We start from the raw sequence: 13,360 nt of genomic DNA, 5'->3' as shown, positions 1-13,360 counted from the left end.
GGCGTCCGCCGCCATAGCGTCGCGCTGTGTCGCACGACGAGGAGACAGAGGTACGCCAGCGTCTACGCCGGCTGACGGAGACGGTTGTCGCACCGCCGCCCCGGCCCGAAGCGCCGCTCGCTGGCGCACTCGTGGGTGGCGCGCCGCTTGCCCTCGTACCCCCGGATGGCGTGCTGCCAACCCGGGCCGCGTCGCCGCTCGCGGAGCCGGCCGCCGGCGGCCTCACGGTCGAGCCGGAGTCGCGACTGGTCGGCCCGGGGGCGTTCGACCCCGGGCGGCGCGGGGTGCGGGCGTTGGCGGTCGTCGCCGTGGTGGTGGTGTTGGGGGCGGCCGGTTGGGCCTGGCGGTCCCGGCCGCAGTCCGAACCGGTCGTACCGCTGGTCGGCGAGACCGCGTCGGCCGCCCCGGCGGGTGACCCCAGCGCGTCCGGCTCCGGCGAGCTGGTGGTGGCGGTCGCGGGCAAGGTCCGCAAGCCCGGGTTGGTACGGCTGCCGGCCGGGGCGCGGCTCGCCGACGCGGTGCAGGCGGCGGGCGGTCCACTGCCCGGCGTCGACGTGGCGCTGCTCAACCCCGCCCGCAAGGTCACCGACGGTGAGCTGATCGTGATCGGGGTGACGCCTCCGCCGGCACCGGTCGGCCCGGTGGCCGGCGGGGCGGCAACGGCCGGGGGTCCGCTGAACCTCAACACCGCCACGTTGGCCCAGCTCGACGCGCTGCCCGGGGTCGGGCCGGTGCTCGCCCAGCGGATCCTCAGCCACCGGGACCAGCACGGCGGATTCAAGGCCGTCGGCGACCTGCGCCAGGTCGACGGGATCGGCGACGCGCGGTACGAGCAGCTCAAGGATCTGGTGACGGTGTGAGTGGCGTCGGCCCGGGGGCGTCGAGCGGCGTGGGCGTCGGGCAAGCCCCCACCTCCCCGCCGGATCTGCGGCTGGCCGGCTTGGCGGTGGCCACCTGGCTCACCGCGCTCGCCGGTCTCCACCTCGGCGCCCGCCCCCTCGTGGTGGTCGCCGGGGCGGCAGCCGGCGCGACGGCGGTGAGCACCCTGCACCTGCTCGGCCGCCTCGGCCAACCCCGGGCCGCCTTCCGCCGTTTCGGCTGGATCGTCGTCGCGGTCGGCCTGGGTGTGGTCTGCGGCGCGGCGGCCACCGCGGCCCGGGTCGCCGTTCGGGACGCAGCACCGATCCGTGCCCTTGCCGAACAGCGCGCTCCGGTCACCGCCGACCTCGTGGTCCGCGACGATCCGCGTCCGATCCGGAGCGCCGGCCGGCCGGGCATGCTGCTGGTGTCGACGGAGTTGGTTCGGCTCACCGGGCCGGACGGCCGGAGTGTCCACGCGTCGGTGCGGTTGCTCGTCCTGACGACCGACCCGGCCTGGCGGGGCCTGCTGCCCGGGCAGCGACTCAGTGCCGACGGCCGGCTCGGCGTTCCGCGCGGTGGCGACCTCACCGCGGCCGTGCTCAGCACCAACGGTCCGCCGGAGCGGCACGGTGTGTCGTCCTGGGCGCAGCGCGCCGCCGGGTCGCTGCGGTCCGGCCTGCAACGAGCCTGCGCCCCGCTGCCCGACGATCCGGGTGGCCTGCTCCCCGGGCTGGTGGTGGGGGACACCAGCCGGTTGCCGCCCGCCGTCGAGGCGGATTTCCAAGCCACCGGAATGACCCACCTCAATGCCGTTTCGGGGAGCAACGTCGCGATTGTCGTAGGAGCGGTGTTGTTGCTGGCCCGCTGGGCACGCGCTGGCCCGTGGCTCGCTGTCGGGTTGTGTGGGGTCGCGCTGGTGGGCTTCGTCATCCTGGTCCGCCCGTCGCCGAGCGTCGTAAGGGCCGCGACGATGGGAGCGATCGGCCTCGCGGCGCTGGCCGCCGGTCGGTCCCGAGCCGCGCTGCCCGCGCTCGCCGCTGCCGTCACCGTGCTGGTGCTGGTCGACCCGGAGTTGGCCGGTGATCCCGGGTTCGCGCTCTCCGTGCTGGCCACCGGCGGCCTGTTGCTGCTCGCGCCGCGCTGGCGGGACGGGTTGCGTCGCCGGGGCGTACCGGCCGGGCTGGCGGAGGCGTTGGCCGTGCCGGCGGCGGCGCAACTGGCGTGTGGCCCGGTCGTCGCCGGGATCTCCGGCACGGTCAGCCTGGTGGCGGTGCCGGCCAACCTACTGGCGGTGCCGGCCATCGCGCCGGCGACAGTGCTGGGCGTTCTGGCGGCCATGGTGTCGCCGATCTGGCCGGGCGGTGCCGAGTTCCTCGCCTGGCTGGCGAGCTGGCCGGCCTGGTGGCTGGTGGTCATCGCCCGGCAGGGCGCTCGGCTGCCAGGCGGCACCCTGCCGTGGCTGGGCGGGCTGCCGGGCGCGCTGCTGTTGACCGCGTTGACCGTCGCGCTGCTGGTCGCGGTGCGTCGGCCACTGGTACGACGACTGGTGGCGGTCGTCGGCGTCGCTGCGGTGTTCGGTGCGCTTCCGGTGCGGTTACTCCTCGCCGGATGGCCGCCGCCGGGTTGGGTGGTGGTGGTCTGCGATGTGGGTCAGGGCGACGCCGTGGTGCTGCCGGTCGCCCCCGGCCGGGCCGTGGTGGTGGACGCCGGGCCCGAGCCGGGTGCGGTGGACGGCTGCCTGCGACGGCTCGGCGTACGGGAGGTGCCACTGCTGGTGATCAGCCACTTTCACGCCGACCACGTGGGAGGGGTGGCCGGGGTGTTCCGGGGGCGGCGGGTGGGTGCCGTGCTGACGCCGTCGTCGACGGACCCGGAAGGAGGCCGTCAGCTGGTCCGGGCGGCGGCGACCGGTGGACGGGCGGCGGTGCTGACCACCGCGGCCGGCGCTCGACATCCCGTCGGCGGGGTCGACCTGCTGGTGCTCGGCCCGCCGTACCCGCTGGCCGGCACCAGGTCCGACCCGAACAACAACTCGCTGGTGCTGCTCGCCACAGTGGCCGGGGTGCGGATCCTGCTCCCCGGAGACGCGGAGGCCGAGGAGCAGCATGCGATGGTGGCGCGGGCGGCCCCCGGCCAGTTGCGGGCGGACGTGTTGAAAGTCGCCCACCATGGTTCGGCGTACCAAGATTCAGGGTTCCTCGACGCGGTGCGGCCCGCCGTCGCGATGGTGCCGGTCGGCACGGGGAACACCTACGGGCACCCGAGCCCTGGGCTGCTCAGTCGGTTGAGCAGGGACGGTGCCCGGGTGTTGCGTACCGACACCGATGGCGACCTGGCAGCGGTTCGGACGAGCAGCGGCCTGGCGGTGGCCCACCGAGGGGTGCCACCGGGCCGGCAGCCCTGAGACGCCCGGTTCGGGGCGGGCCAACTCCACCGGACTTACGAGTTAAGCGGCAATTGAGATAGATGTCGGGATTTGCGTTGTGTGCAGGCTGCGCCGACCAGGCAGCGAATGAGCAGGCACGATCCCGCCCTGGGGCGTGCGAATATGGGCGGCGTGACCCCCGCCAGCCTCGCCCCCATTCTGCTCGTCCTCGGTGACGAGGAGCTGCTCGCCACGCGCGCGGTCACCGAAGCTGTCGCGAAGGTCCGCAGCGTCGACCCCGAGGTGGATGTCCGCGAATACCAGGCCGCTGCGCTCACCGTCGGCGAGATCGCCGAGATGCTCAGCCCATCGCTGTTCGGCGGGCGGCGGCTGCTGATCCTGCGCTCCGGTCAGGACGCCCGCAAGGACCTGGTCGCCGCGCTGCTGGCGTACGCGAAAAATCCCGACCCGGACGTCCAACTGCTGGTGCTGCACCTGGGTGCCGCCAAGGGCAAGGCGTTCGCCGACGGGCTGCGGGCGGCCGGCGCGACTGTCGTACCGGCGGCCAAGCTCAAGGGACACCGCGACCGGGTGGCCTTCGTCCGGGACGAGATTCGCCGAGCCGGCGCGAAGTGCACCGACGACGCCGCGGAGGCGCTCATCGCGGCGGTCGGCAACGACCTCCGCGAGCTGGCCGCCGCCTGCTCCCAGCTGGTCGCCGACACGGATGGGCGGATCAGCGCCGAAACGGTCGCCCGTTACTACCGGGGCCGGGTCGAGGTGACCGGCTTCACGGTGGCGGACGCCACCATGGTCGGTGACGTGCCGGCGGCGCTGGAGGCGTTGCGCTGGGCCCTGCACGTCGGGGTCGACCCGGTGCCCATCGCCGACGCCCTGGCCGACGGAGTGCGCACGGTTGCCCGGGTGGCGTCGGCCGGGCGGGGTAACCCGTACCAGCTCGCCAGCAGCCTCGGCATGCCCGCGTGGAAGATCGAGCGGGCGCAGCGGCAGGGGCGGGGTTGGACCCCGGAGGGCCTGGTCCGGGCCATGCAGGTCGCCGCCGAGTGCAACGCGGCCGTCAAGGGTGGCTCAGACGACCGGGCGTACGCCCTGGAACGCGCGGTCTTCTCCGTCGCGGCGGCCCGGCAGGGCAGCGCCAGGTGACGGGGGCGAACCGCCCGGCGTGGGCCACCATTCCCGTGGACGAGGAGCGGTACCGGCCGCTCTACGCCCGAATCCTCGGCCTGCGGTTCGTCAACCCCGGCGGCGTGCTGTGCTTCGTCTTCTTCGAGGGCACCATCGCACTGGCGGTGCTGCTCGCCCTCGCCGAACTGGTCACCTGGTGGGCGGTGTTGGTGCTGCCCGTCGTGGTGGCGGCGATGGTCAAGCTCAACGACATGGTGGCCGCGATCGTGGTCCGTTCGGCAGCGCTCGTGCCCGAGCAGGAGCGGGACCGATTCCGCCGCCAGATGGAACCGGCGGTCGGGCGAGCCCAGGTGGAGTGGATCTCGCACAGCGTCACCGGCGTGGTGATCACCGCAGACTCGGTGCCACCTGCTCGCCGCGCCCACCCGCCAGACTGAGCCCGCCGGCCTGGTGGAGACCTGTCAGGGGTCCAGCGTGCCGCCCGTGGGGTCCAGCGCGCGGCCCATCGGGTTCACGCGCGACCCGTCGGGTCCGGGCACCTGATCCGTCGGGCTCCGCGCGCGACCCTCCGGCTGGGGCGGGCCCATTGAACCGGGCAGCCTGGCCGGCCGGACTGCGGACACACGGAAACCCCGGGCCTGGGGCCCGGGGTTTTCCGAATCAGTCTGACGGTGAAGTCGTCAGGCGGAGAGCGCCACCACGCGCTTCGCGATCGCGGACTTGCGGTTCGCGGCCTGGTTGGAGTGGATCACGCCCTTGCTGACGGCCTTGTCCAGCTTGCGCGAGGCGTCCAGCATGAGCGCGGTCGCCTTCTCGACGTCACCGGCCTCGGCAGCCTCGTGGAACTTCCGGACGGCGGTCTTCAGCGACGACTTGACCGACTTGTTGCGCAGCCGGGCCTTTTCGTTCTGCCGGTTGCGCTTGATCTGGGACTTGATGTTCGCCACGCGACAGCCTCGTCTTGATAGCTCGGGTTGGTCAGCTTATTGCGCGTGATGACGAACATGCGTCACCGCTGCGCGAAGAGCCAGGTTACCAGGTCGGCCGGGACGAGCCAAAACGGCTCGGCCCGAACGGGGTCGGTCCCGGGTCGCGGCCTCAACCTGACGCTCGACGCTTGATCCACTCGACTTCGTGGAAACCGCGGTATCCGACCATGGCTGATAGCCCTACTTCAAGGAACCCGAGTCGATCACGGGCTGCCGGGCTGCCGGGCTGCCGGGCCGTCGGGGCGCCGGGCCGTCGGGGCGCCGGGCCGTCGGGGCGCCGGGCCGTCGGGGCGCCGGGGCGTGGGGCCGCCGGGCGCTGTCACCGCCAGCCCTGGCGTCGGGACAGCCAGTCGAGCGACTGTTCGCCGCTCCACCGCTGGTGAGCGGGCAGGTGTGGCGAAGCCGTCGCCGGTGCCGCCGCGGCGCCGGTGAGGTAGTAGCCGGCCAACGCGGCAAGGGTCGCGTCCAACGCGTCGGGGGGTGCGTCGGCGGTCGCCGGGTGGGTGGCGAAGAGCCGGTCCGCGTCGAGTCCGCTGGCGTACGCGGTGAGGAGCAGGCCCGCCAGGTCGAACCAGGCCGGCCCGGCACACACCCAGGTCCAGTCGCAGAACCAGGCTCGGCCGTCCGCGCCGATCAGTACGTTGTCGACCCGCAGGTCGCCGTGGATCAGGCCGGTCGCCTCGGCGGCGTACCGGGGGAGGCGGGACTCCAGCGCGACGAGTTCGGGCAGCCGGCCCAGTGCCGACTCGGGCAGTGGTGGGGTCGGCTCCCGGCCGGCGGCGACCTCCTCCCACCAGAGGATGTCCGAGCGGGCCAGGTCGGCCAGGTGCGGCAGACCGAGGGCGGTCAGCTCGGCCGGCGGCTCGGCCAGGGCGGCGGCGACCTCCGCGTACCCGGCGAGGGTGGCGTCCAACTCGGCGGGTGCCCAGGGCAGACGTGGGGTGTGGCCGTCGACGGCGTCGGTGCAGAGCACGAACCAGCCAGCCTCGTACAGGGTCCACCGGGGGCGGGGTGCCGGCAGGTCGGCCGGCAGCCGATCCAGGATCGCTGCTTCCCGGGCGTACCACTCGACCAGGTGCGGTTGCTCGGCGGCGGGTGCCGCCTTCACGAAGGCCCGGAGACCGTCGGCGGTGTGGAGCACTGCGGCGAAGCCGCGGGTGAAGCCCGCGCCCGCGACCCGGGCGGTGACCACGGGCGCGCCCAGCCGGTCGGCGACCGCGGCCCGCAGCGTCGCCGGCAGCGCCGACCACGACGGACGCCTGGCACTCGCGTGGTAGGGCACCGGCGGCAACGGGGGAGAGGACACCACACCATGCTGCCCCGGGGTGCGTGCGCGACGCGCGGCGACACTGCCAGACTGCCAAGCCATGAGGACCGAGGACTTCTGGCAGCTGATCGACGAGGCTCGGGCCGGCGGCGGGGGAGAGCCCGGGCCGGTCGCCGCGCGGGCCGTCGCCCTGCTCGCCGAGCGCGATCCGGAGGACATCGTCGGGTACGCCCGACACCAGACGCGGGTGCTGGCCGCGTCGCACAAGGCGGACCTGTGGGGCGCGGCGTACCTGATCAACGGCGGTGCCTCGGCCGACGGCTTCGAGCACTTCCGGGGCTGGTTGATGACCCAGGGGCGGGCGGTCTTCGCCCGCGCGGTCGCCGAACCGGACTCGCTGGCCGAACTGCCCCAGGTGCGGGCGGCCTCGCTCAGCGGCGAGGAGTTCTCCGCCGAGCGGATGCTGTCGGTGCCCTGGGACGCGTACCGCAAGGCCACCGCGACCGAACTGCCGGCGGACCGCGACCCGGTGCGGACACCGGACCTCAACGACTTCTGGGACTTCGACGACGAGGAGGAGGCGCGTCGACGACTACCCCGGTTGGCCGCGCTCTTCGTCGAGCCGCCGTTGGAGTGAGGGTCCTCGGGCCGATCCATCGCCCGCGCAGTGGGCGTACCCCGGCGGCGTGGGAACATAGAGGGGGTCGGCGGCGCGCCGGCCTGTTCACGTCAGCCGACCAGAACGGACCGCTGTGCCACCGAAGCTCGATCCCGGCGCGAACGCCCCTGGTTCCACCGACCCCGGTCGCATCCGGAACTTCGGCATCATCGCCCACATCGACCACGGGAAGTCGACCCTGGCCGACCGGATGCTGCAGCTCACCGGTGTGGTCGACCCCCGGCAGATGCGCGCGCAGTACCTGGACCGGATGGACATCGAGCGCGAGCGCGGCATCACCATCAAGAGCCAGGCCGTCCGCATGCCGTGGACCATCCGCGAGGGTGAGCGGGCCGGTGAGCACGCGGTGCTCAACATGATCGACACCCCTGGGCACGTCGACTTCACCTACGAGGTGTCCCGGTCGCTGGCCGCCTGCGAAGGCGCCGTGCTGCTTGTCGACGCCGCGCAGGGCATCGAGGCGCAGACCCTGGCCAACCTCTACCTGGCCCTTGAGAACGACCTGCGCATCATCCCGGTGCTCAACAAGATCGACCTGCCGGCTGCCCAGCCGGAGAAGTACGCCGAGGAGTTGGCCCACCTGATCGGCGGTGACCCCGCCGACTGCATCCGGGTCTCCGGCAAGACCGGCGAGGGCGTCCCGCACCTGCTCGACGAGATCGTCCGGCAGTTCATCCCACCGGTCGGCGACGCCGCGGCGCCCGCCCGGGCGATGATCTTCGATTCGGTGTACGACGTGTACCGCGGCGTCGTCACGTACGTCCGGGTCATCGACGGCCGGATCAGCGCCCGCGACCGGATCAAGATGATGTCCACCGGCGCCGTGCACGAGCTGCTGGAGATCGGCGTCATCTCGCCCGAGATGGTCAAGGCCGAGGCGCTCGGCGTCGGCGAGGTCGGTTACCTCATCACCGGCGTGAAGGACGTCCGGCAGTCCCGGGTCGGTGACACCGTCACCATCAACAGCCGGCCGGCGGCGGAGCCGCTCGGTGGCTACAAGGACCCGAAGCCGATGGTCTACTCCGGCCTCTACCCGATCGACGGGTCCGACTACCCGAACCTGCGTGAGGCTCTGGACAAGCTCAAGCTCAACGACGCCGCCCTGGACTACGAGCCGGAGACGTCCGGCGCGCTCGGCTTCGGCTTCCGTTGCGGCTTCCTCGGCCTGCTCCACCTGGAGATCATCCGAGAGCGGTTGGAGCGTGAGTACAACCTCGACCTGATCTCCACCGCCCCGAACGTCGTCTACCGGGCGATCACGGACGACGGCGCGGAGATCGTCGTGACCAACCCGAGCGAGTACCCGACCGGCAAGATCGCCGAGGTGTACGAGCCCGTCGTCCGGGCCACCGTGCTGACGCCGAACGACTACGTGGGCGCGGTGATGGAGCTCTGCCAGGGCCGGCGCGGCACCCTGCTGGGCATGGACTACCTCTCCGCCGACCGGGTGGAGCTGCGCTACACGCTGCCCCTCGCAGAGATCATCTACGATTTCTTCGACCAGTTGAAGAGCCGCACCAAGGGCTACGCGTCGCTCGACTACGAGCCCTCCGGCGAGCAGGCGTCCGACCTGGTGAAGGTGGACATCCTGCTGCACGGCGAGCCGGTGGACGCGTTCAGCGCCATCGTGCACAAGGACAAGGCGTACAACTACGGCGTCACCATCGCCGCCAAGCTGCGTACCCTGATCCCGCGCCAGCAGTTCGAGGTGCCGATCCAGGCGGCCATCGGCAGCCGGGTCATCGCCCGGGAAACCATCCGCGCCATCCGCAAGGACGTGCTCGCCAAGTGCTACGGCGGTGACATCAGTCGTAAGCGCAAGCTGCTGGAGAAGCAGAAGGAGGGCAAGAAGCGGATGAAGATGGTCGGCCGGGTCGAGGTGCCGCAGGAGGCCTTCATCGCCGCCCTCTCCTCCGACTCCGGCGACAACAAGGCCCCCAAGAAGTAACCCCACCCCTACACCCACCCCCCCGTCGCCGCCTGCGCCGCTGCCTGCCGCTTCCTGCGGTGATCAAGAGGTTTGCGTCATCGGAGCCCCGGATTCTGACGCAAACCTCTTGATCACCGGCGTGGGCGCGCGAGATCACCGGTTTGGGCGCGCGGGCGGGGCGTGCGTGCGCATCGCGCCTCCTCGGTCTGGCGGTTGTCCGCAGGATCGGTGGAAGGATTTTCTGAGCTCTGTCGGAGTCGTCGCCCTGGGCAACATGATGCCTGACCTGTGTGGACGCGAGCCTGATCCAACCGACGCAGCCTGCCGGCATCGACGGCTGACAACTTGTCTGTGACTGAGTCGGTTTGGATTTTCGGTGGCTCGGGCATCTAACGGTCACGACAGGAAGCGCACACATCGTGTGTCAGACATTCTTTGAGGGAGGGTGGCCGTGGAGCTCACCGTGTGGGGCATCATCACTGCGATCGTTGTTGGTCTCATTGTCGGCGCGCTCGGCCGCCTGGTGGTTCCGGGTCGGCAGAACATGCCGATCTGGCTGCACCTGTTGATCGGTGTGGGTGCGGCGCTGCTGGGTACGGTGTTGGCGCGGGCGATCGGGATCGCGACGGAGACGAGCGGTGTGGACTGGGGCGAGCTGCTGGTGCAGGTTGTCGTGGCGGCGATCGCGGTTGCTCTGGTGGCTGGTGTCGGTGGCCGCCGCCGCGTGACCCGATAACGACCCTGCATCACGTGACCCGATAACGACCCTGCATCACCTGGCAGGACAGCACTGACAGGACAGCACCAATCGAAAGAGCGCCCGGCCGAGGCCGGGCGCTCTTTCGTGCGGGTGTGCCCGACTTCGACCCGGTGCCGCAGCGCCGTTGGTCGGACCGCTGCGGTACGGTCGCCACGCTTCGGCCAGTCCCGCCCACTGTCGTAAAGGAATTCTCCGTACTAGGGTGCGGCGGAGAAGGTTAGTTCCAGGCGGCGCGAGGGGAGAAGTGGCGTGAACAGGTGGAAGCGGCTGGCCCCGGTCACCGCCATGGTGGCCTCGGCCGCGATGGTGCTGACCGGCTGCGGGGGCTCCGGTGAGGATGCGGCTGACGACAGCAAGCTCACGGTCTGGATGATGGGCGAGGGCGGCGAGGCGCAGAACACCTTCCTCGACTCCGTCGAGACGGAGTTCCGCCAGAAGCACCCCGACACCGACGTGGTGGTGCAGTACATCCCCTGGCTGGAGGCGCCCAAGAAGTTCCAGGCGGCGCTCGCCGGCGGTGAGGGACCGGACATCACCGAGCTGGGCAACACCGAGACCCAGGGCTGGGCGGCCCAGGAGGCGCTCGCCGACGTGAGCGGTCGGATGGGCGGCTGGGCCGACGGCAAGGACCTGCTGCCCGACCTGGTCCGCAACGCGCAGCTCGACGGCAAGCAGTACGGCGTGCCCTGGTACGCCGGGGTGCGCGCGATCTACTACCGCACCGACTGGTTCGCCGAGGCCGGCGTGCAGCCCCCGAAGACCTGGGACGACCTGGTCACCGTGGCCAAGGCCGTGCAGGCGAAGAAGAAGGGCACCTACGGCATCGCCCTGCCGGGCAATTCGGAGCTGCCCTTCTACTCCTTCCTCTGGGGTGCCGGCGGCGAGATCGCCGGCAACCAGGGCGGCGCCTGGAAGTCGGGTTACACCACGCCGGAGGCGCAGCGGGCGGTCAAGTTCTGGACCGACCTGGTCACCGTGCACAAGGTGGCCCCGCCCGCGGCGGCCGGCTGGAACGAGATCGACGCGCGGACCCAGTTCGCCACCGGCAAGGCGGCGATGGCCTTCGCCGGAAGCTGGCAGCAGGGCGCCATCAAGAAGGACAACCCCGAGATCGAGAAGGTCTGGGGTACGTTCCCGATCCCCGGCCCGGACGGCAAGGCGGCACCCGGTTTCGCCGGTGGCTCGGACGTGGCGATCTGGAAGGACAGCGAGCGGCAGGACCTGGCCTGGGACTACCTGACCGTGCTGCTGAACAAGAAGAACGCGCAGAGCTTCGCGAGCAGCCTCGGCTTCTTCCCGGTCTACCAGGACCTGGTCGCGGGTGACACCTACGCCAACGACAAGGTGATGGCGGCGTTCGCCACCACCATGCAGAACACCAAGCTCACGCCGCTCACCCCGAAGTGGGTGGAGGTCAGCCGGACCAAGACGGTGACCCAGGCGATGAACAGCTCGGTCATGAAGGGTCAGAAGACGGTCGAGAAGGCTACCGCCGATGCGGCCGCCGAGATGGAAAGCATCCTCAACGCCAAGTGACCACGCTGACCGAGGTGCCGGAGACGGCCGCCGCGCGGGAAACCCCCGCGCGGCGGCGTCGCCGGGTTGACCGCCTGCCCTACCTGCTGCTCCTGCCCGCGCTGGTGATCATCGGGGTGCTGCTGCTCTGGCCGCTCGGCCAGGTGGTGGTGATGTCCTTCTACCGCCTGAACAACGTCCGGCAGTTGCGCGGCGACCGCGAGTGGCCGTGGGTGGGGCTGGGCAACTACGTCGACATCCTCTCCGACCCGTTCTTCCTGACCGTACTGCGCAACACGGTCCTGTTCGCCGCGGCCAACGTGCTGCTCACCATGGTCCTGGGCACCCTGGTCGGGCTCCTGCTCAACCGGCTCGGCCGCAAGATGGCGACCTTCGTGGCCAGTTGCGTGATGCTCGCCTGGGCGACCCCGGCGCTGACCGGCACCATCGTCTGGAAGTGGATCTTTGACGACACGAGCGGCCTCGCCACGTGGCTGTTCAACGCCCTGCCGGACGGGCTCTCGAACGCTCTGTTCGGCCGCAGCGACTGGACCGGCTACGGCTGGTTCAACTCCCCGCTGCTCTTCTTCGCCATCCTCACCCTGGTGGTGGTCTGGCACTCGTTCCCGTTCATCGCGGTGAGCGTGCTCGCTGGTCTCAAGAGCGTGCCGAGCGAACTGCACGAGGCGGCCCGGGTGGACGGTGCCAGCCCGTGGCGGGTCTTCTGGAAGATCACCTTCCCGTTGCTGCGCCCGGTCTTCGGGATCCTGATCATTCTCTCCACCATCTGGGACTTCAAGGTCTTCACCCAGCAGTTCGTGCTGGCCGGCGGCACCCAGGACCGGCCGACGTTCATGCTCGCCATCTATTCGTACGCCGAAGCCTTCTCGCCGCCGCCGAAGTACGGACTCGGCGCGGCCATCGCGGTGATCCTCACGCTGATCCTGCTCGTGGTCACCGGCTTCTACGTTCGGATGGTGCTCAGGCAGGAGGACGAGTCGTGAAGAAGGTCGCCCTCAACGCCGCCGGTCTGCTGGTCGCGCTCTTCGCGGCGTTTCCGGTCTACTGGATGATCTCGACCTCGCTGAAGCCCAGCAACGAGATCTTCTCGGCCACTCCGCAGCCGGTGCCGGCCCACCCGACGCTGGCGCACTACCGGGAGATCCTGACCGGCAACCTGATCCCCGGCGTGAGCTTCCTCGACTTCTTCCTCAACAGCGCGCTGGTCGCCGTCTCCACTGTGGTGCTCAGCGGCCTGGTTGCCCTGCTGGCCGCGACCGCGGTGGCCCGGTTCCGCTTCAAGCTGCGGACCAGCTTCCTGATCATGCTGCTGGTGGTGCAGATGATCCCGCTGGAGGCGCTGGTCATCCCGCTGTTCCTGATGATCCAGCGGCTCGGGCTCTACAACACCCTGCCCAGCCTGATCCTCACGTACCTTGGCTTCTCGCTGCCGTTCGCGGTCTGGATGCTGCGCGGCTTCGTCGCCGCGGTGCCGAAGGAGCTGGAGGAGGCGGCAGCCATCGACGGGGCCAGCCGCGCCCAGACCTTCCGGCGGGTCCTCTTCCCGCTGGTCGCGCCCGGCCTGGTGGCCACCAGCATCTTCTCCTTCATCACGGCCTGGAACGAGCTGATCTTCGCGTTGACGTTCATCAACGACCAGGGGAGCTACACGCTGCCGGTGGCGATGACCTTCTTCTTCGGCCGCGACGACACCAACTGGGGGCCGGTGATGGCCGCGTCCACCCTGTTCACGCTGCCGGTGATCATCTTCTTCCTGCTGGTGCAACGCCGGATGGTCTCCGGCCTGGTGGCCGGCGCGGTCAAGGGCTGACCGTGCCGCCACTAGGC

At 71.0% G+C, this 13,360-nt stretch carries 12 protein-coding genes; 10 read left to right on the top strand and 2 right to left on the bottom strand.

What is annotated here, in order from left to right; genetic code table 11:
- The first annotated feature begins 26 nt into the window (after positions 1–26).
- From ABGB10_RS05000 to ABGB10_RS04985, 4 genes are all read left to right on the top strand, one after another.
- On the top strand, positions 27–860 hold the full coding sequence (locus ABGB10_RS05000) for a ComEA family DNA-binding protein (protein WP_347659645.1): 834 nt from the start codon (positions 27–29) through the stop codon (positions 858–860).
- On the top strand, positions 857–3,265 hold the full coding sequence (locus tag ABGB10_RS04995; protein WP_347659644.1) for a ComEC/Rec2 family competence protein: 2,409 nt from the start codon (positions 857–859) through the stop codon (positions 3,263–3,265). The genes ABGB10_RS05000 and ABGB10_RS04995 overlap by 4 nt, the downstream gene beginning before the upstream one ends.
- Before the next feature lie 144 nt (positions 3,266–3,409).
- Positions 3,410–4,390 (top strand): DNA polymerase III subunit delta, encoded by a 981-nt coding sequence (gene holA / locus ABGB10_RS04990; RefSeq protein WP_347659643.1) that lies wholly within the window; start codon positions 3,410–3,412, stop codon positions 4,388–4,390.
- A complete protein-coding gene (locus ABGB10_RS04985) occupies positions 4,387–4,809 on the top strand; it encodes a hypothetical protein (RefSeq protein WP_347659642.1) in 423 nt (140 codons plus the stop codon). Before holA ends, ABGB10_RS04985 begins: the two co-directional genes overlap by 4 nt.
- Before the next feature lie 243 nt (positions 4,810–5,052).
- Here the strand turns inward: ABGB10_RS04985 and rpsT are convergent, their stop codons facing one another.
- Together rpsT and ABGB10_RS04975 are read right to left on the bottom strand one after the other, a co-directional pair.
- A complete protein-coding gene (gene rpsT, locus ABGB10_RS04980; protein WP_030336508.1) occupies positions 5,053–5,319 on the bottom strand; it encodes a 30S ribosomal protein S20 in 267 nt (88 codons plus the stop codon).
- A gap of 361 nt (positions 5,320–5,680) precedes the next feature.
- Positions 5,681–6,667 carry an aminoglycoside phosphotransferase family protein gene (locus ABGB10_RS04975; RefSeq protein ID WP_347659641.1) on the bottom strand — a complete coding sequence of 329 codons (987 nt, stop codon included), beginning with the start codon at positions 6,665–6,667 and terminating at the stop codon, positions 5,681–5,683.
- Positions 6,668–6,728: 61 nt separating this feature from the next.
- Between ABGB10_RS04975 and ABGB10_RS04970 the strand changes: the two genes are divergently transcribed.
- The 6 genes from ABGB10_RS04970 (at position 6,729) to ABGB10_RS04945 (ending at position 13,343) form a co-directional block, all read left to right on the top strand.
- Entirely contained in the window at positions 6,729–7,265 is a 537-nt protein-coding gene (locus ABGB10_RS04970) for a DUF4240 domain-containing protein (protein ID WP_278141130.1), read from the top strand.
- Between the two features lie 115 nt (positions 7,266–7,380).
- Complete coding sequence (gene lepA, locus ABGB10_RS04965) at positions 7,381–9,255, top strand: translation elongation factor 4 (RefSeq protein WP_347659640.1); 1,875 nt, start codon at positions 7,381–7,383, stop codon at positions 9,253–9,255.
- 433 nt (positions 9,256–9,688) lie between these two features.
- Entirely contained in the window at positions 9,689–9,973 is a 285-nt protein-coding gene (locus ABGB10_RS04960) for a GlsB/YeaQ/YmgE family stress response membrane protein (RefSeq protein ID WP_347659709.1), read from the top strand.
- A 273-nt stretch (positions 9,974–10,246) separates the two neighbouring features.
- Positions 10,247–11,533, top strand: a complete 1,287-nt coding sequence (locus ABGB10_RS04955) for a sugar ABC transporter substrate-binding protein (RefSeq protein WP_347659639.1) — start codon at positions 10,247–10,249, stop codon at positions 11,531–11,533.
- A complete protein-coding gene (locus ABGB10_RS04950; protein ID WP_347659638.1) occupies positions 11,530–12,516 on the top strand; it encodes a sugar ABC transporter permease in 987 nt (328 codons plus the stop codon). Before ABGB10_RS04955 ends, ABGB10_RS04950 begins: the two co-directional genes overlap by 4 nt.
- Complete coding sequence (locus tag ABGB10_RS04945) at positions 12,513–13,343, top strand: carbohydrate ABC transporter permease (RefSeq protein ID WP_278141126.1); 831 nt, start codon at positions 12,513–12,515, stop codon at positions 13,341–13,343. The genes ABGB10_RS04950 and ABGB10_RS04945 overlap by 4 nt, the downstream gene beginning before the upstream one ends.
- The last annotated feature ends 17 nt before the right edge of the window (positions 13,344–13,360 follow it).

It is taken from the genome of Micromonospora sp. B9E7 (genome assembly GCF_039871815.1).
Lineage (GTDB): Bacteria > Actinomycetota > Actinomycetes > Mycobacteriales > Micromonosporaceae > Micromonospora.
Note: the sequence above shows the minus strand (reverse complement) of the source record. Positions and strands in the feature narration are given on the sequence as shown.

Coding starts and splice junctions, on each gene's coding strand:
- holA (WP_347659643.1), top strand. CDS start 3,410: ATGGGCGGCGTGACCCCCGCCAGCCTCGCCCCCATTCTGCTCGTCCTC.
- ABGB10_RS04970 (WP_278141130.1), top strand. CDS start 6,729: ATGAGGACCGAGGACTTCTGGCAGCTGATCGACGAGGCTCGGGCCGGC.